We start from the raw sequence: 21,439 nt of genomic DNA, 5'->3' as shown, positions 1-21,439 counted from the left end.
TGCCTGGTTCTCAGAGAAGATCGAACGGGCACAGATCGATGCCCCGCGCCGCTCCACCGGTCATCGCCGGGTTTTCGAGCTTTTCAACGAGTACGTGGATCAGGTCCGGGCCCGGGTAAACGAAGACCTGGCGGCCGACGATATCGAGCCCGCCGATTTGGCCCGCCAGCTGCGGCTGTTGATGACACAGTTCGTCGGCCTGCACCGCACATTCGATGACCTGTTCTCCCGAGATCGCAGCCGGGTACCGCAATCGCTGCCTTTCTTCGTGCAGGAAGCATGCCGTCAGTGGGAGCTACCCGCGGCCGACACGGTCATTACCGTGGGCAAGCCCGGTAACTTCACCACACGAAATCGCAGTTCATGGAACACCATGTTTCTGTACGGCTCTCCCTCGAACATTTTGTCCATTGCGGTACCCGAGCACGAGGGAACACAAGCTCGCTGGCTTCCCATCACCTTGGGACATGAGCTGGCCCATCACTATCTATTGGCGGGGAACATTCCTGAGCTCGAAGAGATCGAGGCGCAGATCGCCGAGCAATTCGCTGCTGCACTTAAGGGGGAAGACGGTCAGGGGGCCGAAAGTACGTTCGCCGATCAATGGCGTGCTGAGGAAGTCCTGCACGAATGGGTCGAGGAACTGGTCTGTGATGCCTATGCCGTCGATCTTTTCGGGCCAGCCGCTGTCGCGGCCAGCCTCGAATTTCTTCATTCGCTCGGCGACCCATCGGCGCCGACGAAAACCCATCCGCCAACGTTGTTCCGAGCCGAATTGATGCTTGCATGGTTGGCTGATATGACAGCTGAGGCACCCGATCACCGCACACTCAGTGCGCAGTACCTGGGCGATGAAAAGATCACGCACCCCCAAAGCGCTCTGCTATGCGACGCCATTCGTACACAGTCCCAAGCAATTTGGGACGCAGTGCGTTCGTGGTCGAAGGAACGCTCCTACTGCGCCACCGAACGCGAACCCCATGTCGATGCTCTGGCGCGCCTCCTGTCGCAAGGCATACCGGGAGCCTTCACACCCGATACACCCCACGACGTCATCGACATCGTCAACGCCTATTGGCGTGCCCGCTCTGCGGGCACGCAGTTCCCGATCGACCGCCTGGCCCTCAAGGCGATCGATGATCTCTACTTCATCAAACTATGGACGAGCGCCGACGGCGCCATCCATGAAGACCACGCCAGCTGCGATTGGGTGGGCGGGCCCGGGGTGCTCACTAACGCCGACTTCCGTACCCGGATAAACAACGGGGACGACAACCAGATCAGCATCACCCCCATGCTTCCCGGGGCGCTGGGCCCAGCCAGCGTGGACCTGCGACTGAGCAACCAGTTCATCGTCTTCGAGCAGACATCAAACGCGTCGTTCAACGCCCTGGAAATGTTGCAGGACCCCCGATCGATGCAATCGCGGCTGGAAAAGGACTGGGGCGACGAGTTCTACCTGCATCCCGGCCAAATGGTTTTGGCATCAACGTTGGAATACATCGTGTTGCCCTCGGACCTATGCGCTCAAGTCATTACCCGTTCATCCTATGGGCGGCTAGGACTTCTGAGCGCCACCGCAGTACAAGTGCATCCCGGGTTCAGGGGCTGCCTGACCCTGGAATTGGTGAACTTAGGCAAGATGCCACTGGCGATCACACCCGGCGAACGGGTGGCGCAGCTCATGTTTTTCGGCGTGTCCTCACCGCATGCCCCCTCAGCGGAAACCGCCCGCAAGTATGAATGCCCCACTGGCCCGGAATTCTCCAAAATCAAAACCGACCCCGAACTGAACACGCTGCGCAACATCCGCAACTACTCAACGCGCACCAGCACAGCCGTTAACGTGGAAGCCACGCGCGGGCGACCCGAGAAATCACAAGGGGGAACAGATGGGAACACCAGAGGTTGATCAACTGCTGGCGGCGCCGGATTCCGAGCTTTACGCGGCCCTCGGGCGGGCTGTAGACAAGAGCGCCGCCGACGACGACTCCGCCGAAAACGCCGGGGAGCAGTACTTTCGCAGCAATCTTCCCAAATTCGCTCAGAAGATTTGCACAGACCCGCACGTCACCGCGCTACGGCGCAGCTACGCCGACAGCACCACCCTGGTGGCAGCCATCGCCGATGCCCTCAGCACGCTGGCCGGCCTGCCCGCCGTTCTCTCCATCTCAGTGCTGGTGCTGCGATACGGCCTAGACAAGCTCTGCGGCAGCCCCACACCCCTGACATAGAACAACCGCTGGGCCCCGCATTAGCGCAGGACCCGCCCACGGCGGCCACCGGGGGCACCACAGCGGCGCCCATTTTGGCTGACGCCGCAGAACGGCAACCCAGGGCAGCAGTGTCCGGCCGCGCGTTCCCCAACCGCCTCGCGCGCCCGCCGATGGGCGGGGCTCAACGATCCGCTGATGCAGGTGCCGCACCGCAGCCGCCAAACCCCAAACGCATATACCCCCATGGGGTATAATTGGGTGTCCCGGCGCGGGCGCATAGATGCCGAGGTGCCCTCACGTGCCGGGGAGGAAAGGACTGCCGATGGCACACACCCTGGGTGAGCACGCCGTGGCCCGGCTCGCCGATGGGCGGGCACTGCACTACATGCGTGCCGGTCTCGGCAGCCCGACCGTGGTGTTCGAATCGGGGCTGGGGGCGTCCCGCTCGGAGTGGGGGCTGGTGGCTCCGCTGGTGGCGCAACAGCTTTCGACGGTCGTCTACGACCGCGCGAATCTGGGGCGCAGTGATGCGGACGGGGCACCGCGCACCATGGAGCGCCTCACCGGGGACCTCGACGAACTGTTGACGGCCCTCGATGCCGGCCCCTACATCCTGGTGGGGCACAGCTACGGGGGCACGATCGCACTGGCCGCCGCCCAACAGGACCCCTCGCGCATCGCCGCCCTGGTGCTCGTTGATCACTCCGATGAACACGTGAACGTGTGCTGTGGGTCCCCGCTTAAACAATTACGCCGGATCGCGGTGGCGGGCCGCTGGTTCATCGGCGTGTTGCGCCGCCTGCATCTGCTGGCCGCGGCGGTGCGCCGCGCGGCGCCGGGGATGCCCGCCGACGTGGCCCATGATCTGGTCGCCGAAGACCTAACTACCGGCGCCGAACACGCGGCCGACGCCGAGGAGCGATTCTTCATCGACGCGCTGCGAACCTTGCGCGCACACCCCCGCGATCTGGGCGATATGCCCGTGACCGTCATTTCGGGCACCAAAGCCACGCCGCTGGACCGCTCCCTTCGCGCAGCCTTCCTGGATGCCCACCGCCGCACCGCCGCACGCCTTGGTGCCCGGCATGTCCTGGCCACAAAGTCGGGTCATCTACCGGTTTTCACCGAACCGCAGCTGGTCGCCGAGGAGATCGTGCGCATCGCCGGCCGCACCGCGGCGCCCGGGCGCGGACTATCCGGTCCCCACTGACGGCGCACGGGCTGTTCGGCGCGCAACGGTGTTGTGGTGCAACCGGTTCGGTGCCGATCCGGTCTCGTGTGGCTTTAGCGCCCACGCAGCGGGCACGGCTGCCTGGCGTCACCGGACCCCGGGTGTGGGGATACCGGTGGCGCTGACCTCGTACAGACTTCCGGTGTCGGCGCTGTAGAAGGTGCCGGCCACCTGCAGGCGGCCCGAGACCACAGCGGCGACCAAGATCGGGTGGTGCACAAGGCGTTCGACCTGGATCACGACGTTGACCACGGCGAGCTGGTCGGCCTGGCTGAATCCACGGGCGGCAGCACCTACGCGGGCCAGGTGAAATTCGCGGTAGGCCCCCAGGGTGTCGCGGGCGTTGTCGAGCCAGCGGCCCACCGAGCTGGTGGGTGTGTCAATCGATTCGGAGAGCAGCGAAGCCATGGCCCCGCAGCCCGAGTGCCCGCACACCACGATCGTGCGCACCTGAAGTGCGTTGAGCGCGAAGTCCAGGGCCGCATCGACCGATCCTTCGGCGGGATCGGTGGGCACCAGGTTCCCGATGTTACGCACGGTCAGCAGCTCACCAGAAGGTCCCGAGGTGCCTGCGGTGGCCGCGCCCGGGGGCATCGGCGCCTCCGAGCAGGCCAGATAGAGGGCATCGGGGTAGGCGGTGGTGTCGGTGTCGCGGAGAGAAGTCATGGCAGAAGATCCCCTATCGGGAAGGGGCGCAGGCACACTCGCGGTGTACCGGCGCGATGGAGGTGGGTGCGGGCCTGGTGCCCTGAGCGCTGTGGTGTGCGGTGTGCTCGGGGTGTTTGCGGGTTCATGCCGGTGATCAGGCGATGGCCCGCAGGGCACCTATGGGGTCAATCACGTTGGTGCAGCGGGTCCATCGCTGCACGACACTGTCGGTGGGGCTTTCGATGCGCTCTGGGCCCGCTGCTGGTGCGCGGCCCAGCAGGTTGTGTGTGCGGCAGTAGTCGTCGTCGAAGATGGTGCCGTGGTAGCGCAGCGGCCCGTCGGGGAAGATCGCCGCTATCTGGGTGCCCGGGGAGGCGCGGCGTGCGGCCCACCCGGCGACCAAGGCCACCGCGCCCACGCTCCAGCCTCCGGTGCTGTGGTGGGTCGCTGCCAGGGTGCGGGCGGCCCATACCGCCTCGTGCGGTGCGACCCAATGCACTTCGTCGAAGGCGCTGTAGTCGACGTTGTCGGGGTAGATGCTCGATCCCAGGCCGCGCATGAGCCGGGTGGCGGCCGGTTGGCCGAAGATGGTGGAGCCGATGGTGTCCACCCCGATCAGCTGCATGTGTGGGTTGTGCTGGTGCAGGATCCGGCTCACCCCGGCTGAGTGTCCGCCGGTGCCCACCGAGGCGATCAGCACATCGACGGTGCCCAGCTGGGCGATCAGTTCGGCGGCCAGCGGTGCGTAGGCGGCGACGTTGTCGGGGTTCTGGTACTGATCCGGGCACCAGGCGCCGCGGTCTTGTGCCAGCAGTTGTGCGACCCGGTCTTTGCGTGCTTGCTGCCAGCCGCCCTCGGGGTGCGGTGCGCTGACCATGTCCACGGTGGCCCCGTGGGCGGCCAGCATGTTGACGATGGCCGGTTCCAGGCCTGGGTCGGTGACCAGGGTGACCGGGTGCTGGTGCACGATCCCGGCCAGGGCCAGCCCCAACCCGAGTGTGCCGCTGGTTGATTCGACGATCCGGGCGCCAGGTTTGAGGTCGCCGCGGGCCTTGGCCTGCTCAACCATGTACAGGGCGGGCCGGTCCTTGATGCCGTTGGGGTTGGCGCCTTCGAGTTTGGCCCAGAACCCTTGCCCGGGGCCCGATAACGGTTCGGATATCCGCACCACCGGGGTGTTGCCGACCATGTCGGCGGGGCTCAGATGGCGGGCACCGGTGGGCCGGGTGGTGACCGGTTTGATGCGGCGGCCCAGCCGGTGAGCGGCCGCGCGGGGCAGTGTGGAGGCTGCGGTGATGGTGTCGTTCATGAAAGGTGGTCCCTGCATCGGGGGCCGCATAGGGGCGGCCGGGAACGGCTGATGAGGCGGCGGGGTCACCCATGAGTGATAGGTGACCCGAAGGCGCAGATCAGCGTCGGATGATGCACAGATCGGTCAGCAGCACACGCCCTGACCGCGGGAAGGTAGCGAAGGCCCGCACGGGCGGGCCCCGGCTGATGCTGGCCACCAGCGGCGCGGCCAGGACAGCGGCCAGCACGGCGGAGGCGAACGCGGCCAGCAGCCGCAGTGGATTATCGGCGCGCAGCGCTGCGGTGAGCCCGTCGAGGCTTTGGCACAGCGCGCCGTGCACGGCGCTGCCGGCATGTGGGTGATCGGTGGCCAGCCCGGTGCTCATCGGCGCCGCGGGGCCTGCCGCCGTGCCCCTCGCGACGGCCGAGTTGACCTGGTGGTGCGCGGCCGGGGCCCCGTGATGGGTGTCCCCGGGCAGGCAGTGCAGCAGCAGCGGAAGCGCGGCGATCGCACCGATGAGCGCCGCCACCAGCATGAGCTGGCCGCGGCGCTGCATCCGGATCGCCATGGCCGCCACGCTACCACGGCCAGCCGATACCCCTGGCGGGTATGTGACCGGATTGTGATGCGCCACCGCAGTACCCGGTGTCATGGCCGTTTGCCTGTCGGCGCGGGTTTGGTGTGCGCCCGCTGCACATCGCACACCGTCAGCGCCAGCGGGACCTGCGCGGCCGCCCTGATGGCGCCGATACACCTGGCCACCGGCTCGGACCGCAGATGCCGGTGCAGATGTTGGGGTGTTTTCCAGGTTTGGTGCACCAGGAAATGCCCCGGGTCGCCGGCGTCGCGGAAGATCTCGTAGCGCAGGTTGCCGCGGTCGTAGCGGGTGCGTTCCAGCAGGACGTTGAGCTGGCCCCACACCGTTTCCTCGGCGCCGAGTTTGGCGGTGACCTCACCGGTTACATAGACAAGCGTGCTGCTGGGCCGCGGCGGTGGCGCCGCCGGCGGCACCGGCGCGAGCACGCTGTCGGGGTTCAGCATTGGATGTCGACGTGGTAGACGCTGTAAAGCCACATCCGCCGGGTGGGCCCGGAGGAGATGTTCGGGTAGATCCTCGGGTTGCCGTAGACATCGAGATCTTTGCGTACCCGGGTGGCCACGCATTGCGAGAGCGGCTTGTTGCCGGTCTTGGTGACGATGACCTTGTTGCCCTGGGCTTTGAGGCTGTTGATGACATCGTCGGCGTTCCCCAGATCGCCGGGCCCGGCCTGGGCGGCCGGGGCCAGCAGTAAGGCTGCAGCTGCGGCGGCGGCCAGTGTCCATGCTGCGACACGGCCACGAATAATGTTGTTCATGGCAAAGCACCTTCTACGTGTGGGCTGCGCCCAAGGGCGCGGCGGTGACTGATTGGTCGGCTACAGGCCAGAACCCGCACCGGCCCGGTAAGGGGCATGGCAGGGTTGGGCCGGCAGCGATCAGCGCCGCAGCACGCAGAAACGGTGAATGAGTATGCGGCCGGTGGCGATCGCCACCGGCCCGGTATGTGGTGGCGGCCCGCGGGTCAGTGCCGGGGCTGCCGCCCAGAACGCCGCGCAGGCCACGAGCGTGAGCACCACGATCCACAACACCCGCAGCACAGTTGGGGCGGCAAGCGCAGCGGTCACCGCGTCAGCGGCGGCGGCGCAGATGGCCGAGGCGGGCACCGCGAAGTGGTTGTGGGGGGCGATGGCAGCAGTGCTGCGTTGCAGCGTCGAACCGGCGGCGACCGCATGATGCGGCAACGCCGTGGCGGCCGCCCCGTGGTGGGCCATCGCCCCGCATTGCGCCACCAGCAGGGCCGCCAGTACCGCGACCACCGCGGCACCGAGCCACGGCGCAACACGTGCGCCGTGGCCGCCGATTGCGCTCACCGTGGGGCGCCCCGCCCCGGAATTCCGGAGGGGTTGCCCTTCGCCAGTGGACGGCAACACTTCTTCACCATAACATGATATGCGCATACCCTTACCCGGTATTTGACGTGTGTTTTTAGGTGCCGGGCCGGTGGTCGATGAAGGGAGTTACTGGTGGCTGTATCGCGATCGCAGTGGGGCCGGCGTGGTTTCTTACAGCTGAGCGGGGCCGCGGCGGCGGCCGGGGTGTTGGCGGCCTGCGGTACCCGCGCGGCGCCAGGGTCGGCCGGGCAGATGGTGGGGCCGGACTCGCCGCGGGTGGGCGCGCTGGAGGCGGCTCGCCGCGACGGGGGCGGCCGGCTGGTTCCGGTGAGCGTGCAGGCCCGCCCGCTGCAGCTGGACCTGGCGGGCACCACGGTCTCGACGTGGGGGTACGGCGATCAGGTGCCGGGCCGGGAGATCCGGGTCCGCAAGGGTGAGGTGCTGCGGGTGAGCGTGGCCAACGGGTTGCCTGCGCCCACCACGGTGCACTGGCACGGGATCGCGCTGCGTAACGATATGGACGGGGTGCCCGATCTGACGCAGACGCAGATCGGGGCTGGCGGGGCGTTCACCTATGAGTTCGCGGTGGCGCACGCGGGCACGTATTGGTTTCATCCGCATGTGGGCACCCAGCTCGATCGTGGGCTATATGCGCCGCTGATCGTCGAGGACCCCAACGAGCGGGCCGGCTACGACGCCGAACTCGTCGTGGTGCTCGATGACTGGATCGACGGCACCGGCACCAACCCCGACAAGGTCCTGGCCGGGCTCACCGCTAAGGGCATGCCCGGCATGGCCCCCTCGATGGGCGATATGCCCGGCGGGATGTCGGGCGGGATGCCGATGGGTGGGATGGGGGTCAGTGCGGGTGCGCCGTTGGGCGCCGACGGCGGCGATGTCACCTACCCGCACTACCTGGTCAACGGCCGGGTAGCTGCCGACCCGCAGAGCGTTGATTATCGGCCCGGGACCCGGGTGCGGCTGCGCATCATCAATGCCGCTGGTGATAGCGCGTTTCGGGTCGCGGTGCCCGGGTCGCCGCTGACGGTGACCCACACCGACGGCTTCCCGGTACAGCCCCAGCAGGCCGATGCGCTGCTGATCGGGATGGGTGAGCGCATCGATGCGATCATCACCGTCGGCGATGCGTCGGTACCGCTGCTGGCTGTCCCGTACGGCAAGGACGGCTACGCGCAGCTGCTGCTGCGCGTAACCGGCAAACCCGTCGTCGGCTCAGCCCAGAACGCGGCTGCCACGATGAAGAACATGACCGTGCTGGCCGCCGCGACGTTGAGCGCCACCGACGGCGTCGCCTTGGCGCCACGCGAACCCGACATCTCCTATGACCTGCGCCTGGCCGGGCCGGGCGATAAGTACACCTGGACCATCAACGAGAAGACCTACAACCCCTCCCAGGGGCTGCCCGTGCGCGAAGGCCAACGGGTGCGGCTGCGCTACATCAACAACTCGATGATGTTCCACCCCATGCACCTGCACGGGCACACCTTCGCCGTGCGCTCCCCAGCGGGGGCCTACACCGCCCGCAAGGACACCGTCCTGGTTGCCCCGATGGCCACCGTGGAGGTCGACTTCGACGCCGACAACCCCGGCCAATGGCTCACCCACTGCCACAACATCTATCACGGCGAAGCCGGGATGATGACCGTCATCTCCTACCGCCAATAGCCACCGCGACCACACCGCAGATTTCGCTGCACCGGCCATACCCCGGGCAGCGGGAACACCCCTTTGTCGACCACACAGAAAGAGATCACATATGCGAGGACTACGTTTGGTCCTGCTGGCCCTGACCACCGCAGGGCTGTTCCTGGCCGGGCTATTAGGCGCGCCGCTGGGCAGCGCCGCCGGCGCCTGTCCGCACCGCTACGGGGCCGCCCAGCAGCTCCCTGATGCCGGCGGCGGCACCCAGGAATGGACCGTCACCGCGCTCAAGAAATCGCAGGCTGTACTGCCCGGCTACGCTCCGGCCGGGCAGCTTTGGGAAGCCTCGGCCACCGTCAAAGCTGCGCGCGGCACCATCACCCCGCTGATCCCCAATCTGGCCGCCCACGCCACCGGCGCGCACTACCCGGTGCTCTGGCAGGTCGGGACCGGCCAGGGGCTACCCGGGGCCACCCTGAATGAAGGACAAACATCTTCGGGCACAATGTATTTCGATGTCACCGGCCCCGACCCGATGGCCGTGGTCTACAGCAACGGCGGATCGGCGCCGGCAATGATGTGGTGCTGTAGCGAGTCCATGGGCATGCCTGCGAACATGCCCATGGATCCCAAGATGAAAGCCTCCATGGCCGCCAAGATGGCTGCGATGATGGCGGACTGCCCGTGCTGTCAGGACATGCCCGCACCCACCCCGGCCGGCGGCTGCCCCTGCTGCGCCGGCCAGCCAGGCGCGGCGGCCTGAACCCCGCTACCGGCACCACCAGCTGATCAACAGCCCCCGCCACCAACGGACTTTCTCGCCCGGCTGCGGCTGTTTGGTCAGCACTGCACGTCGACGTACATGGTGCGGTACAGCAGCTGAGTGCCCACCCCATGGGCGCGGGTGGCCCGGTTGGGGCCGACCACCTGCGGATGGGTCCACCAGTACTCGGAGGTTCCTTCGCGTACCGAGGTCACGGTGCACATGTGCAGCGGCTTGTTTCCGGTGCGGTTGACGATGACCTTGTCGCCCTGACGCTGCAGCATCAAGATGACCTGCAGCGCATCAGGGCTCCCCGGGCCTGCCTGTGCCAGCGCGGCACCAGATAGGCCCAGCGCTGAGGCAGCCACAAATATCGCCGCGGCTGCGGTCGCGATGCCGGCACGGCGATGAAAACGTTTGTTGTGCATGAGAATTCCCTACGTGTGAGGCGCCGCATCGAGGGCGCGGCGCTGGCCAGGACACCGGTACGGGCAGCCTGCGGGCCATCACGGCACGCGGGTAGCCCGGGGTGTTCCTCAGCGCCGGATCACGCAGAGCTGATGCAACAACAAACGGCCACCGGCGAGGGCGGCCACCGGTGGGCGCGGCGGCGGCCACCGCACCTGCACGTATCTGGCCATACCCGCTGCAGCGGCGGTGATCGGCAGAATCGGCGCGGCCCATTTCAGGGACGCGTTATCGCCGCCGAGTACCGCCGGGGCGATCTGCGCATGCGGGCAGGGCACATCGGCGGCGGCCCGCACCTGGTGGGCGGGTACGGCGAGCAGCCCTGGCATCCCGCCGGTGGCCGCAGCACGCGTGAGTTGGCCGCCTGAGCCTGCCGCAGTGCCCGTGCGGGGCAGATCGGCGCTGCACCCCAGCGCCGCCAGGACAGTCAGCGCCGCCGCCAGCAGCAGTGCCCCCGCACGCTCCCGCAGCGGTCGGCGCTGCCCATAGCCCGGGGGCATCCGCATACACCCACTGTAGCTCTTACCCCTACCGGGTATGGCTTTATTGGCGTGGTGGGCGGACGGTGTCCAGGTACGCGTGCAAGGATGCCCCCCACGGGTATGGCGATCGCGCGGCGGGCGGGCCGTCGCGGCACTGCCCGGTACGCCAGGAGGTGGATCTGTGGGTACGGTGCTGCGGTCCGTGCGGTTCCAGATTGCGGTGGTCGCGGTGGTGGTTTTGGCTGCAGCCGGTGTGGTCGCGCTCGGCGTGCGTCATCGGCTGCTGCTGGGCCCGGACACGGTGGACTGTGCGCGGTACAAATGTGTGGCGCTGACCTTCGATGACGGCCCCACCCCGTTCACCGATCGGCTGCTGCAGGTGCTCACCGACCGCGGCGCCAAGGCCACGTTTTTCCTGATCGGCAACAAGGTGGCCGCCGACCCCGAGGCGGCCCGCCGGATCGCTGCGGCCGGGATGGAGGTGGCGGGCCACACCTGGGAGCATCCGAACATGGCCACCATCGCGGTGGCTGATATCCCCGCGCAGCTGCGCCGGGGCGCCGAGGCGATCGCGGCGGCCACCGGCACCTTCCCGCACCTGTACCGGCCTGCCGGCGGGGTCTCCAGCGACGCGGTGCGCGCCGAGGCCCGCAGGCAGGGACTGGCCGAAATCCTGTGGGACGTCATACCGTTCGACTGGATCAACGACGCCAACACCGCCGCCACCGTCTACATGCTCAAAACCCAGATCAAACCCGGCGCGGTGGTGCTGTTGCACGACACCTATTCGAGCACCGTCGACATCGTCTACCAGTTCCTGCCGGTGCTGATCGCAGGCGGCTATCACATGGTCACCGTCAGTCATCTGCTCGGGCAGCGCGCCCCCGGCTCCAGCTACGGTGGCCGCGAAAATGGACCGCCGGTCAATGACATTCATGACATCGCGGCCACCAAGATTCCCGGGCTACCGGCCACGCCGTCGCCCAGGCCCGCACCGAACCTGCCCATCACCGACATCCCGAACCAAAATCCCGGCGGCCCACAATAACCCGAACCGGCACCCAGTTAGCCTGCGGGCTAACGATTTTCAGGCACACTGAGCAGGCTGGGGCCCTGGGGGCGGGCGAGGCCGACAGGCAGCGCCCCTTCGGTGATCGCGGGCGCCGGCCACCCCGGCCAGTGCCCCCGTTGCAGCCGGGCCCGAGGAGCCGCCGATCCACGGTCTCTGAGTTACCTATCGGTGCCATGGCGCACCCACATGTTCTGTAAATCGGCGTGGCGGAGCGCTCCTGTGCGGCGCGCCCGGAGCCGGTCAGCACTGCACGGTGACGTACATGACGTGCGAGGCCAGGGCCCGGGTGGCTGGGCCTTTGCGCTGGGGCACTTGGTTGTAGATGTGTCGGCCGACGCGCACCGAGACGGCGGTGCACCCCGACAGCGGTCTTCCGGTGGTGTCGCCGTTGACGATCACCTGATCGCCGCGGGTTTTGAGTTCGGTGATCACGGTTTGGGCGTTGCCCGGCGCTTTCGGTCCGGGTTGGGCCGGGCCGGCGGCGGCCGGCGCTGCCCATGCGAGCGCGGTGAGGCTGGCCGCGACCGTCAAGGCGGCAGCGGCCAGTGCTCGTGGTGCACTTAGTGCTCGTAGGGGTGCGGTCACGGTCATGGATGTCCTTGTATGGCAGGAGTATTCGAAGTGCTGCAGATGCCTGCGCGGCCATGTGGCCGGGGCGCGGTGGTGCCGTGAGGGTGCCGCCCCCGCAGGGACGCAGAGTGGCGGGGGCGGCACCGGCTTAAGGGGCGGGGTTAGCGGTGCGGGGGTTAGCGGTGCGGACCCCAGCCACCGCCGTGGCTCCAGCCACCGCCCCAGCCGCCACCGTGGCCCGGTCGGGGCCAGCAGTTGTGATGGCGGCAGCCGGGACCGGCGGGCGCCTGGGTGCTGATGGAGTCGGCGGCCCGGCCGGGCCCGGCCGCTTGGGCCAGGGCGGGTGCGCTCAAGGCCAGGGTGAACGCGGCCAGTGGGGCCGCGACAGCAGCGGTGAGCCTGCGATAACAGATAATTGTGTTGTAGTTCATGAGGATTCCTTGCGTGAGGGGGCCGCCGTTGCGGCGGCCGCGATGGGATGGCCCCGACCAGTGCTCCCCCCAGTACCCGCATGCGGGTACCGGGGAACTGATGGTCAGCGCCGCATCACGCAGAAATGCTGCAGACGCTCACGTCCGCCGCGCAGAAACCAGGTCGAGGGCCGCCGCGGCGGGCCGCGGGTGCTGTGCGACCACAGCGCCCCCCATGTCGCCGCGGCGACCACCGCAGCCGCGGACAGCAGATCCCACCCGTGCAACGCACCAACTGCCTCCGCGGCCACCGCGGCGGCAGTCACTAAGGCGCACCGATGGTGATCGCGATCAGTGGCCGCGTCGGCTGCGCCTACGTGTGTGGCAGCGGCAGGGGCCCCAGCCACGGAAAGCACGTGCGGCGCGGGTGCGGCGACAGCGACGGCCTCGCGCATGCCCGGCACGCATTGCAGCGAGGGCACCAACACCACCGCCGCGGTCAGCAGTACGCGCACCACGCCCACCGCCATCCGGTGCGGGCGTGGTGCGATGCGTTCACCGCACAGCGCCATCACTTCACCATACACATCTACCAGGTACCCGTATAGGGTATCGCCGAAATGCATTGACGCTGGTCGCATCGGTGCTTGCACCAGGCGCCGATGTCCGGCAGGTGGTTACGGGGACTCTTCGGCGGGCGCTGGGGGCGGCTGCCCGTGCGGGTCTTCCAGGATGGGGGCGGCCGGTGCGCCGGGCATGACCGTCGGCGGGGTGGCGGCCTCGGCGCCGCCGATGTTTTGCGGCGGGCGTCCATAGGGGTCTTCGAGTGCGGGGCTCTCGTTGCCTGCGCCGAACTGCACGCCCGTGGTGCTCGGTGCCACCGGCCGGCTGATGCCTCCGGCGATCCCGTAGCGGGTGCTAGAGGAGGACTGGATGTTGGGCGGGTGGGCGGCGTTGCCGAGCTTGCTGCCGGGCATCCCCGACCCGGCGGCTCCGGGGTCGGCGTTGGTGGCGATCTTCACCCCGCGCGCATCCACCGTGGCGGGGGCCACGGCCGGGAAGTTGTAGTAGCTGTAGGTGTAGCTGCCCGGCACTGCCGGCAACGGGGCGGGGATGGCGGGAATGAACGGGATCGGCGGGGCCGGGTCGGCCGAGGCCGCCGGTGTCGCGGCGATGGCGAGTGCGGCGGCGAGCACGCCGGCCGTGGTGCCCGCCGCACTCAGAACACGGTGTCGTGTGGCCATAAGCGGTGTCCTCTCAAAAGGGATGTGTTGTTTGCCGAGCCGTGCTGTCCGGCCGCCTGCCCGAGATGGGCCCGGCCATGCGGTCTTATGCGGCCAGTGTGTAGCCGGCCCGGCCTATAGCCGCCTCGATCGCGGCGACCTGCAGCGGCGCGGTGCTGGAGATGGTGACGGTGCCCGCGGTGACATCGACGTCCACACCGCTGACCCCCGGCAGGGCACCGACCTCCTGACGCACCGCCGCGGCGCAGTGCCCGCAGCTCATACCGGACACCCTGACTGTCACTGTGCTCGCCGGAACGCTCATCGCAACCTCCTTGCCGGGACCTAACAGATTACGAAAGGATACCCCCGTAGGGTTAATCGTGCAGAGCATTGCTGCCAGGCCTGACAGGTCGGCTTTCCAGGAAGGCCCATATACCCGATCAGGGTATCGATATCCGCCCTCTAACTGCGATGTTATGCAGGGCTTGGCCGCACAACATCGACCGTTCCGACGATGTCATCACAAGGAGATGTGGGTTGCCCTGCCGTACACGTACGGGGTATCTCAGAGTGGCGGAAGCTTGTGCGGCGGCCTGTTTCCGTATCCTGGCCGCCGGTGGTGGCCTGTGTGCGCTACGGGCTGCACAGCAGTGCGCCGGAGGCGGCCAGTGCGGCGGTGATCAGCGGCCCGGCGGCGATGAGCGTGAGGGTGATCGCCAGCGCGGTCGCTGCGCGTGCCCGCGCCACCAGCGTCGGCGGAGATGCCACGAGCCGTTCGGCGCGGTTCAGGACCGCCACATGGGCCGCGCCCAGGGCCCAGGCCGGGGTGCTGGCGGCGCCGGCTAGGTTCATCAGCCCTTCCAGCAGGGCGCTGCGGCCGTGCTGGCGTACTGCGGCGTCATCGGCGCACATCTCCAGTAGCCCGGACACCTCGGTGTGGCCGTCGGTCATGAGCCGAACCCGCGGTAGCACCGTGGCCAGAGCGCGCAGCGCGGTCACGAGCTGGGGGTGATGTCCGGCCAGGTGGGCGCGTTCGTGTGCCAGTACCGCCGCGATCTGCTGGTCATCGAGGGCGGCAAGGGCGGCGGTGGTGAGCACGATCGCCGAGGGGCGTCCCGCCACGCAGTAGGCGGCCGGTTCTTGGGCCTGCAGAACCATCACGTCGCCGGCGGCGCCGGTGTGCCGGCCCACAATGTGTACGGCGCGGGCGTGTTCGTGGGCGGTGCCGCGCAAGCCGATGAGCGTTCGGGCCAGGCGCACACCCAGTGCGGCGGCCGCTGCGCTGATCGCGGTGGCCAGGGCCAACAGCGCGGCCTGGGCGGCGATACCTGCATCGCCGGCAGCCACCGCGTGCAGGCTGGTGATGCACGCCGCGAGTACCAACGCGGGGGAATCCCATTGGCGGGCAACGTCAATGACGATGAGTACGGTAGCGGCCAGCCAGGTGGCCAGGACGCTGGCGATAGCGGCCAGCCATGCGGTGATCGCCAGGTGCGGGGTATGGCCGGCGCGGGTCAGCAGCGGCAAACAGCGCGGCCCGAAAACCAGCACCACGGTGCTGTAGAGCAGCAGACAGACGGCGATACTCACGTGGCGCGGGCCCGTTTGGCCGGGCGACGCAGCACCGCCCGCAGCCGCGCCGATTCTTCCGGGGTGATCTGTTCCAGGAAGTGGGTCAGAACCAGATCTGCGCTGCCGCCGCCGTCGAGGGCCTCGCGCATCAGGCGGGCGCTGTGCTGCTCGCGGGTCAGGACCGCCCAATACCGGTAGGCTTTGCCCTCGCGTTCGCGCTCCAGCCAGCCCTTGGTGTGCAGGTTGTCCATCGTGGACATCACGGTGGTGTAGGCGATATCGCGTTCGGTGGCCAGCTCGTCGAACACCTCCCGCACCGTGGTGCCCGTGTCCTGGCCGCGGCTCCACACACGGTCCATCACGACCGCTTCCAGCTCCCCAAAACCTCGACTACGCACTGCTGGTATCTCCCTGGCCGTCAGCATTCTTACGGTCTACGTACGTACATAGTAATCCCGGCGGTCAGCCGATGCCTCCGGCACTGTCATTGGCCGTCGGCGAACTGGTATGTGGAGGCGATGGCCTCCCCCGGGCGCGGGGCGCCGTAGATGACGGCGATCTGGTCGTGGGCCGCCAGGGTGATCGCGGCCGGGTTACCTGTCTGCGGCACGCCATTGACCAGCACGCGCAGCTGTTTTCCCGCCCCGGTGCGCAGGCCTCCGATGTGATCGGCGGCCAAGCTGACCTGCCATTCGGTGAACAATTCGCCGAGGCTGAACTGCCGGCGCACCGGTGACTCGATATGGATGAGGCCGCTGTCGTCGTGGGTGTGCAGGGCGCTCATCGTGCCGCGGCGCACATCGACACCGATATTGGCCGGTACCGGCACCGGCTGCCCGTCCACCTGCACGTCAAGATGGGCGTGAATGTGCTGCACCGTGCCTTCCATGCGGGCCATCGGCAGACCCGCGGCGTCCGCCGCCGCACCGGGATCGGCCGGGGCCGGCCACGGCGGGGTGCCCTCGGCGCCCACCGCAACGGTGGCTGCCGGATGATCCAAACCTGCCGGCGCACCCGGCGCGGTGTGCTGAGCACCGTGCGAGGCGATCACGGTACCGATGACCGCGACCGCGAACACCGCCGCCGCCGTGGTACCCACCAGCGGCACCAGGGGCCCACCCGCACCCGAGCGCAGATCCGTTACGGCACTGCGCCTGTCACGGCGGCCCGCAGCGCGTGCTGCGCGCCAAAACGTCATCGATAACACTCCGTTCACCGGCCAATGCGCCCACTCGATCTCGGCGCCTTCCGGGTTCATCGACCCGGGGTACGGCACCCTTTGGGTGGCCACCGCGGATCGGGCTGCTAACTACAGGGCGCGGTCGCGCCCGGATTTGAGCTGGTCGATCTCTGTACGCAACGCTCGCAGTTCCTGGCGCTCAGCAGTATTGGACTCGCCTGGGGCCCGCATCATCATCCACATCATCGCGCCCATCACCAGCGGACAAGCCAGTACCGCCGCCGCTGTGAAGTAATACGCCATCGGGCTCCTTCCCAAACGGTTGATGACTCATACCCACGATCTACTATCTCCGTACCTAGATAGTAGATCGTGGGTATGAGTTGCGCCAGGGCCCGGAGATGCGGCGCTTCGGTGTGTCACATCACCTGCCCTGCACGTCAATTCACCGCACAGTCCCGTCAGGGCTTATCGTCGCAGCAGTCGCCGCCGCCCTTGGGCGCGGGCATATCGGCGCAGCAGGAACATTCCGAGTCCGGCGCGGATTTCATCGCGGCCATCATCGTCTTCATCGCCGCCCCATCGCACCACATCAGCGCGGGCATCGCCCCGCCGCCCTGGTAGGTCACCATCCCCGGCGCCGCACCGGTGACATCGAAATACACCTTGCCCGTGGCGGTGTGCCCGGCGGCGATGGTGGCCCCCGGGATGCCGTAGGGGCTGGCCACCTGCCACAGCACCGGGTAGTGCTCCTGCGCGCCGGAGACGGCGGCCAGGTTCGGAATGAGCGGGGTCACCGACCCGGTCACCGCGCGCACCGAAGCGGTTGCCTCCCAAAGCTGCCCAGCCACCGGATAACCCAGCACCGCATCGACGCTCGCCCGCAGCCCGCTGACGGTCCATTCCTGCACCACCGCGCCACCGGCATCACTGAGCCGCTGATGCGACCCCATCTTGTGAGGACAGCCGGGTTTGGCCGCGTTCGCCAGCGGAACGCTGACCGCCAACATCGCCACCACCGCAGCCGTAGCCACCATGATCATTCGCAATACACGCACGTGCACAACTCCTTCCAACGCAACTCGGTTTCCTATGTACCTGCTACGTAAATCGATCGCATGTTGATCTACTATCTACGTACCTAGATAGTAGATCAGGGGCGAGGATTGTGGTGGCTCGACGGCAGATGCGGTATTCGGTGAGGCGGCTCGCCGTACTGCTGGTAGCCGGCGCCACCGCGATAGCGGTGCTGCATTGCATGGCAGCAGTCGAAGGCCCCGCGCTCGCCGCCGATCGGGGGCACCCGAGCGCCCCGGCCGCTGCTGCGCCCAGCGCCGATGCGGTCCGCGCAGTCCTTGGGCCGGCGCATCCTTGGGTGCATTGCCTACCCGCTGCGCCCACGATCGACGTCGGCGACAGCCATGGCCTTGGGCCGGTGTCGGGTCCGGCCCAGACGTCCTCGACGGCGTATCACCAGCTCCGAACCCCGGGGCCGCGGGCACCGCCATGGCTGGCACCAAGCGGCGGTGGCCGCAACCTTCGGTACCGGCTCTGCGTGATCCGGCGCTGAGCGTGCGCCCGGGTCCCGGCATTTCGCGCGCGGGCCCCACACGCCACGCTCACTTGCCGCCGCTCTCGATGCGGCGCCTCACACGTAGGGAAATCCCATGCAAAACAACAGTTTTCTTCGCCGCATCAGCATCAGCGCAGCGGCTGCGCTCGGGGCCGCGGCGCTAGCGGTCGCGGCCGCCCCCACAGCGCCCGCCGGGCCTGTCGGGCCCGATGCCCTGCAAGTCATCGCCATGCTGCAGCGCCAAGGCGACAAGGTCATCGTCAGCCGGACCGGAAACAAGCCCCTGCAAATGTGCGCGGTGACCTCGGTGCGGGAAATCGACGCCCAGTACTGGTGGACACGCCCACAAGTGCGGGACCCCAGACCCGCCAGGCGCCCCAGCGGGGTCGGGCCACAGCTGATCATCCGCACCATGCGGGTAGAAATCAGATGCTAGTGGCGATGTGCGCGGCGAACCGGGCCGACCTGCACCGCCGCCGCTGAGCACCTCGCCGGGCCTGCTCCCGGTGAGCGTGTGGCGGTGGACGGGTTGGCAATCCAACAACAGGAAACGCTATCATCGCCTTATGGCGATTAAAGGGTGGGTGGCGCAGGCTTCTGAACCGGTGTCATTGGGGGCGGCTTCGGCGCTGTTCCATAGCCTTTCCGATCAGACGCGGTTGGCGATCTTGCGGCGGCTGGCCTCCGGTGAGGCGCGGGTGGTGGATTTGACGGCCGAGTTGGGGCTGGCGCAGTCGACGGTGTCGGCGCATCTGGGGTGCCTGCGTGATTGCGGGCTGGTCGATTTCCGGCCGCAGGGCCGTTCCTCGGTGTACCGGCTGACCCGCCCGGAGGTGCTGGCGGTGTTCAGCGCCGCCGAGGCCTTGTTGGCCGCCACGGGCAACGCGGTGGCGTTGTGCCCGAACTACGGCCACTCCACAGAGCGGAAGGTAGCGCGATGAGTGATGCATGCTGCGGCCACGCCGAACCCGCCGGCAGTGACGCCGATGGCGGCCACCAGCGTGAGCCCGAACGGCTTTGGGAGGTCAGCGAACTGCGGTTCGCGGCGCTCGCCGGGGTGGTGCTTTTGGCCGGGTATGTGGTGGGCTGGACCGGCGGGCTCCGGCCCGTCGAGATCGGCCTGCAGGCGACCGCGCTGGCGATCGGCGGCTACACGTTTATGCCCTCGACGCTGCGCCGGCTGGCCCAAGGCAAGATCGGTGTCGGCACCCTGATGACGATCGCCGCGGTCGGGGCGGTGATCCTCGGTGAGGTCGGCGAAGCCGCGATGCTGGCGTTCCTGTTCTCCATCAGCGAAGGCCTCGAAGAATACGCGCTGGCCCGCACCCGCCGCGGGCTGCGGGCACTGCTGTCCCTGGTGCCCGAGGAAGCCACCGTCATCCGCGATGACACCGAAATAACTATCCCAGCAACCGAGTTGCGGGTCGGTGACACGATGTTGGTGCTCCCCGGAGAGCGGGTGGCCACCGACGGCACCATCACCGCGGGCCGCACTGCCCTGAACACCTCGGCGATCACCGGCGAATCGGTACCGGTTGAAGCCGGGCCGGGCGATGAGGTATTCGCCGGCTCGATCAACGGCACCGGGGTCCTGCACGTGGACGTTACCGCTACCGCAGCCGATAACTCGCTGGCCCGAATCGTGGCGATCGTGGAAGCCGAACAATCCCGCAAGGGCGCCAGCCAGCGCCTAGCGGACCGGATCGCCAAACCGCTGGTGCCCGCGATCATGATCATCGCCGCCGCGATCGCCGCCATCGGCTCGGTGTTGGGGGATCCGCTGGTGTGGATTGAGCGGGCTCTGGTGGTGCTGGTGGCCGCATCCCCATGCGCACTGGCCATTTCGGTTCCGGTTACCGTGGTCGCCGCTATCGGCGCCGCCTCCAAACTCGGCGTCCTGGTCAAAGGCGGTGCTGCCCTTGAGGCTTTGGGTGCGGTGCGCACCATCGCACTGGATAAGACCGGCACCCTGACCGCCAACCGGCCCACCGTCATCGAAGTCGCCACCACCATCGGCGCCACCGCGGAGCAAGTCCTATCCGCCGCAGCAGCATTAGAGGCCCGCAGCGAGCACCCACTGGCCGCAGCGATCCTGGCCGCCGCCGGCCGCATCGACCCGGCCGACGAGGTGCAAGCGGTCACCGGCGCAGGGTTGACCGGCCGCCGCGACAGCCGCACGCTGCGGCTGGGGCGGCCCGGCTGGCTCGATCCCGGCCCGCTCGCCGCGGACGTGGCGCGGATGCAGAACAGCGGCGCTACCGCGGTCCTGGTCGAACAGGACGGCCAGCTGCTCGGCGCGATCGCGGTGCGCGACGAGCTGCGCCCCGAAGCCGCCCAAGTCATCGCCGATCTGCACCGCGGCGGCTACCAGGTGGCGATGCTCACCGGCGATAACACCGCCACCGCCACCGCCCTGGCCCGCCAGGTCGGTATCGACACCGTGCACGCCGACCTGCGCCCCGAAGACAAAGCCCGCATCATCAGTCAACTGCGCCAACATCATCCGACCGCAATGGTCGGCGACGGCGTCAACGACGCCCCCGCCCTGGCCACCGCCGACCTCGGCATCGCCATGGGCGCCATGGGCACCGACGTAGCCATCGAAACCGCCGACGTGGCCCTCATGGGCGAAGACCTGCGCCACCTCACCCAAGCCCTGGCCCACGCCCGCCGCGCCCGCGCCATCATGCTGCAAAACGTCGGTATGTCCCTGGGACTGATCGCCATCCTGATCCCACTGGCCCTGACCGGCCTGCTGGGCCTGGCCGCGGTCGTGGCCGTACACGAACTAGCCGAAATCGTCGTCATCGCCAACGGCGTACGCGCCGGACGCACGAAACCGCTGATCAACCCCGAACAAGCGAAAACCTCTGCAGCACAACTGGCTCATCAACCATAACCGGCCCGCCACCGGCCACCCCCGTGATCAAAAAACAGTGACAACACGGCGACCAGAGAGCGACCATGAAAAAGGCAGGCCATCACTCCCCATCGGCGAGCAGCACCCAGGCCCTGCACCTCGAAGCGGGAGTCACCGCGCTACGTGGGATACACCGCTACATAAAATTGTGTATCTCATGGCTATAAGCCCACAGCCAAAACACCTCGGTAACAATCAGATACACCGCCCAAAACGTTACAGAT

Annotated in this window: 29 protein-coding genes; 10 read left to right on the top strand and 19 right to left on the bottom strand. The window is 68.0% G+C overall.

Going from position 1 to position 21,439, the window contains the following annotated elements; translation table 11 throughout:
- Positions 1-10: 10 nt before the first annotated feature.
- Positions 11-205 (bottom strand): hypothetical protein, encoded by a 195-nt coding sequence (locus B4393_RS28250; RefSeq protein WP_236743267.1) that lies wholly within the window; start codon positions 203-205, stop codon positions 11-13.
- Here B4393_RS28250 and dcd point away from each other — a divergent pair.
- The 3 genes from dcd (at position 182) to B4393_RS26585 (ending at position 3,426) form a co-directional block, all read left to right on the top strand.
- On the top strand, positions 182-1,912 hold the full coding sequence (gene dcd / locus B4393_RS26595) for a dCTP deaminase (protein WP_236743266.1): 1,731 nt from the start codon (positions 182-184) through the stop codon (positions 1,910-1,912). The two genes, B4393_RS28250 and dcd, sit on opposite strands and share 24 nt — an antisense overlap.
- Positions 1,893-2,234, top strand: a complete 342-nt coding sequence (locus B4393_RS26590) for a hypothetical protein (protein WP_078316057.1) — start codon at positions 1,893-1,895, stop codon at positions 2,232-2,234. The genes dcd and B4393_RS26590 overlap by 20 nt, the downstream gene beginning before the upstream one ends.
- A gap of 304 nt (positions 2,235-2,538) precedes the next feature.
- On the top strand, positions 2,539-3,426 hold the full coding sequence (locus tag B4393_RS26585) for an alpha/beta fold hydrolase (protein WP_078316058.1): 888 nt from the start codon (positions 2,539-2,541) through the stop codon (positions 3,424-3,426).
- Positions 3,427-3,534: 108 nt separating this feature from the next.
- Here B4393_RS26585 and B4393_RS26580 read toward each other — a convergent pair whose 3' ends face one another.
- The 6 genes from B4393_RS26580 to lpqS (B4393_RS26555) all read right to left on the bottom strand — a co-directional run bounded on the left by B4393_RS26580 (position 3,535) and on the right by lpqS (B4393_RS26555) (position 7,296).
- Positions 3,535-4,113, bottom strand: a complete 579-nt coding sequence (locus B4393_RS26580) for a carbonic anhydrase (protein ID WP_078316059.1) — start codon at positions 4,111-4,113, stop codon at positions 3,535-3,537.
- Between the two features lie 136 nt (positions 4,114-4,249).
- On the bottom strand, positions 4,250-5,284 hold the full coding sequence (locus B4393_RS26575) for a PLP-dependent cysteine synthase family protein (RefSeq protein WP_078316138.1): 1,035 nt from the start codon (positions 5,282-5,284) through the stop codon (positions 4,250-4,252).
- Between the two features lie 220 nt (positions 5,285-5,504).
- A complete protein-coding gene (gene lpqS, locus B4393_RS26570) occupies positions 5,505-5,954 on the bottom strand; it encodes a putative copper homeostasis (lipo)protein LpqS (RefSeq protein ID WP_236743265.1) in 450 nt (149 codons plus the stop codon).
- Positions 5,955-6,034: 80 nt separating this feature from the next.
- The gene (locus B4393_RS26565) at positions 6,035-6,427 is read right to left on the bottom strand and encodes a putative quinol monooxygenase (protein WP_078316060.1); all 393 of its coding nucleotides are present in this window, start codon (positions 6,425-6,427) and stop codon (positions 6,035-6,037) included.
- Positions 6,421-6,741, bottom strand: coding sequence for a hypothetical protein (locus B4393_RS26560; protein ID WP_078316061.1), 321 nt, complete (start codon positions 6,739-6,741; stop codon positions 6,421-6,423). The genes B4393_RS26565 and B4393_RS26560 overlap by 7 nt, the downstream gene beginning before the upstream one ends.
- Before the next feature lie 120 nt (positions 6,742-6,861).
- Complete coding sequence (lpqS, locus tag B4393_RS26555; RefSeq protein ID WP_078316062.1) at positions 6,862-7,296, bottom strand: putative copper homeostasis (lipo)protein LpqS; 435 nt, start codon at positions 7,294-7,296, stop codon at positions 6,862-6,864.
- 153 nt (positions 7,297-7,449) lie between these two features.
- On the opposite strand from lpqS (B4393_RS26555), the gene B4393_RS26550 reads away from it, so the two are divergent.
- Positions 7,450-9,003 (top strand): multicopper oxidase family protein, encoded by a 1,554-nt coding sequence (locus B4393_RS26550; RefSeq protein ID WP_078316063.1) that lies wholly within the window; start codon positions 7,450-7,452, stop codon positions 9,001-9,003.
- A 91-nt stretch (positions 9,004-9,094) separates the two neighbouring features.
- Positions 9,095-9,742 carry a DUF1942 domain-containing protein gene (locus B4393_RS26545; RefSeq protein ID WP_078316064.1) on the top strand — a complete coding sequence of 216 codons (648 nt, stop codon included), beginning with the start codon at positions 9,095-9,097 and terminating at the stop codon, positions 9,740-9,742.
- Positions 9,743-9,819: 77 nt separating this feature from the next.
- Here the strand turns inward: B4393_RS26545 and B4393_RS26540 are convergent, their stop codons facing one another.
- Together B4393_RS26540 and B4393_RS26535 are read right to left on the bottom strand one after the other, a co-directional pair.
- Positions 9,820-10,170 (bottom strand): hypothetical protein, encoded by a 351-nt coding sequence (locus tag B4393_RS26540; protein WP_078316065.1) that lies wholly within the window; start codon positions 10,168-10,170, stop codon positions 9,820-9,822.
- 108 nt (positions 10,171-10,278) lie between these two features.
- A complete protein-coding gene (locus B4393_RS26535) occupies positions 10,279-10,716 on the bottom strand; it encodes a hypothetical protein (protein ID WP_078316066.1) in 438 nt (145 codons plus the stop codon).
- Positions 10,717-10,873: 157 nt separating this feature from the next.
- On the opposite strand from B4393_RS26535, the gene B4393_RS26530 reads away from it, so the two are divergent.
- Positions 10,874-11,740, top strand: coding sequence for a polysaccharide deacetylase family protein (locus B4393_RS26530; RefSeq protein WP_078316067.1), 867 nt, complete (start codon positions 10,874-10,876; stop codon positions 11,738-11,740).
- A 264-nt stretch (positions 11,741-12,004) separates the two neighbouring features.
- Here the strand turns inward: B4393_RS26530 and B4393_RS26525 are convergent, their stop codons facing one another.
- The 10 genes from B4393_RS26525 to B4393_RS26485 all read right to left on the bottom strand — a co-directional run bounded on the left by B4393_RS26525 (position 12,005) and on the right by B4393_RS26485 (position 17,765).
- Positions 12,005-12,355: a hypothetical protein gene (locus B4393_RS26525; protein WP_165758480.1), complete on the bottom strand. Its 351-nt coding sequence runs from the start codon at positions 12,353-12,355 to the stop codon at positions 12,005-12,007.
- 155 nt (positions 12,356-12,510) lie between these two features.
- Positions 12,511-12,765, bottom strand: coding sequence for a hypothetical protein (locus tag B4393_RS26520; protein WP_078316068.1), 255 nt, complete (start codon positions 12,763-12,765; stop codon positions 12,511-12,513).
- A 104-nt stretch (positions 12,766-12,869) separates the two neighbouring features.
- The gene (gene lpqS, locus B4393_RS26515) at positions 12,870-13,316 is read right to left on the bottom strand and encodes a putative copper homeostasis (lipo)protein LpqS (RefSeq protein WP_133052542.1); all 447 of its coding nucleotides are present in this window, start codon (positions 13,314-13,316) and stop codon (positions 12,870-12,872) included.
- A 105-nt stretch (positions 13,317-13,421) separates the two neighbouring features.
- A complete protein-coding gene (locus B4393_RS26510) occupies positions 13,422-13,988 on the bottom strand; it encodes a hypothetical protein (protein ID WP_078316070.1) in 567 nt (188 codons plus the stop codon).
- Positions 13,989-14,073: 85 nt separating this feature from the next.
- Positions 14,074-14,292, bottom strand: coding sequence for a heavy-metal-associated domain-containing protein (locus tag B4393_RS26505; RefSeq protein WP_078316071.1), 219 nt, complete (start codon positions 14,290-14,292; stop codon positions 14,074-14,076).
- A 311-nt stretch (positions 14,293-14,603) separates the two neighbouring features.
- Positions 14,604-15,560 (bottom strand): M56 family metallopeptidase, encoded by a 957-nt coding sequence (locus tag B4393_RS26500; RefSeq protein ID WP_078316072.1) that lies wholly within the window; start codon positions 15,558-15,560, stop codon positions 14,604-14,606.
- Complete coding sequence (locus B4393_RS26495; protein WP_078316073.1) at positions 15,557-15,940, bottom strand: BlaI/MecI/CopY family transcriptional regulator; 384 nt, start codon at positions 15,938-15,940, stop codon at positions 15,557-15,559. Before B4393_RS26495 ends, B4393_RS26500 begins: the two co-directional genes overlap by 4 nt.
- Positions 15,941-16,026: 86 nt before the next feature.
- Complete coding sequence (locus B4393_RS26490; RefSeq protein WP_109842413.1) at positions 16,027-16,800, bottom strand: hypothetical protein; 774 nt, start codon at positions 16,798-16,800, stop codon at positions 16,027-16,029.
- Positions 16,801-16,851: 51 nt separating this feature from the next.
- Entirely contained in the window at positions 16,852-17,025 is a 174-nt protein-coding gene (locus tag B4393_RS27935; RefSeq protein ID WP_164909429.1) for a hypothetical protein, read from the bottom strand.
- Positions 17,026-17,183: 158 nt separating this feature from the next.
- Entirely contained in the window at positions 17,184-17,765 is a 582-nt protein-coding gene (locus B4393_RS26485) for a DUF1942 domain-containing protein (RefSeq protein WP_165758484.1), read from the bottom strand.
- Between the two features lie 128 nt (positions 17,766-17,893).
- Here B4393_RS26485 and B4393_RS28245 point away from each other — a divergent pair, with 128 nt between their 5' ends.
- The 4 genes from B4393_RS28245 to B4393_RS26465 all read left to right on the top strand — a co-directional run bounded on the left by B4393_RS28245 (position 17,894) and on the right by B4393_RS26465 (position 21,194).
- Positions 17,894-18,292: a hypothetical protein gene (locus tag B4393_RS28245; RefSeq protein ID WP_236743264.1), complete on the top strand. Its 399-nt coding sequence runs from the start codon at positions 17,894-17,896 to the stop codon at positions 18,290-18,292.
- Positions 18,293-18,389: 97 nt separating this feature from the next.
- A complete protein-coding gene (locus B4393_RS26475; RefSeq protein ID WP_078316075.1) occupies positions 18,390-18,731 on the top strand; it encodes a hypothetical protein in 342 nt (113 codons plus the stop codon).
- Between the two features lie 130 nt (positions 18,732-18,861).
- Complete coding sequence (locus B4393_RS26470; RefSeq protein ID WP_078316076.1) at positions 18,862-19,236, top strand: ArsR/SmtB family transcription factor; 375 nt, start codon at positions 18,862-18,864, stop codon at positions 19,234-19,236.
- The gene (locus B4393_RS26465) at positions 19,233-21,194 is read left to right on the top strand and encodes a heavy metal translocating P-type ATPase (protein WP_078316077.1); all 1,962 of its coding nucleotides are present in this window, start codon (positions 19,233-19,235) and stop codon (positions 21,192-21,194) included. Before B4393_RS26470 ends, B4393_RS26465 begins: the two co-directional genes overlap by 4 nt.
- Positions 21,195-21,439: the final 245 nt, after the last annotated feature.

The organism is Mycobacteroides franklinii, assembly GCF_002013895.1.
In the GTDB taxonomy this organism is placed as follows: Bacteria; Actinomycetota; Actinomycetes; order Mycobacteriales; family Mycobacteriaceae; genus Mycobacterium; species Mycobacterium franklinii.
The sequence above is the reverse complement of the archived record's forward strand: the minus strand, read 5'-3'. Positions and strand labels throughout refer to the sequence as shown.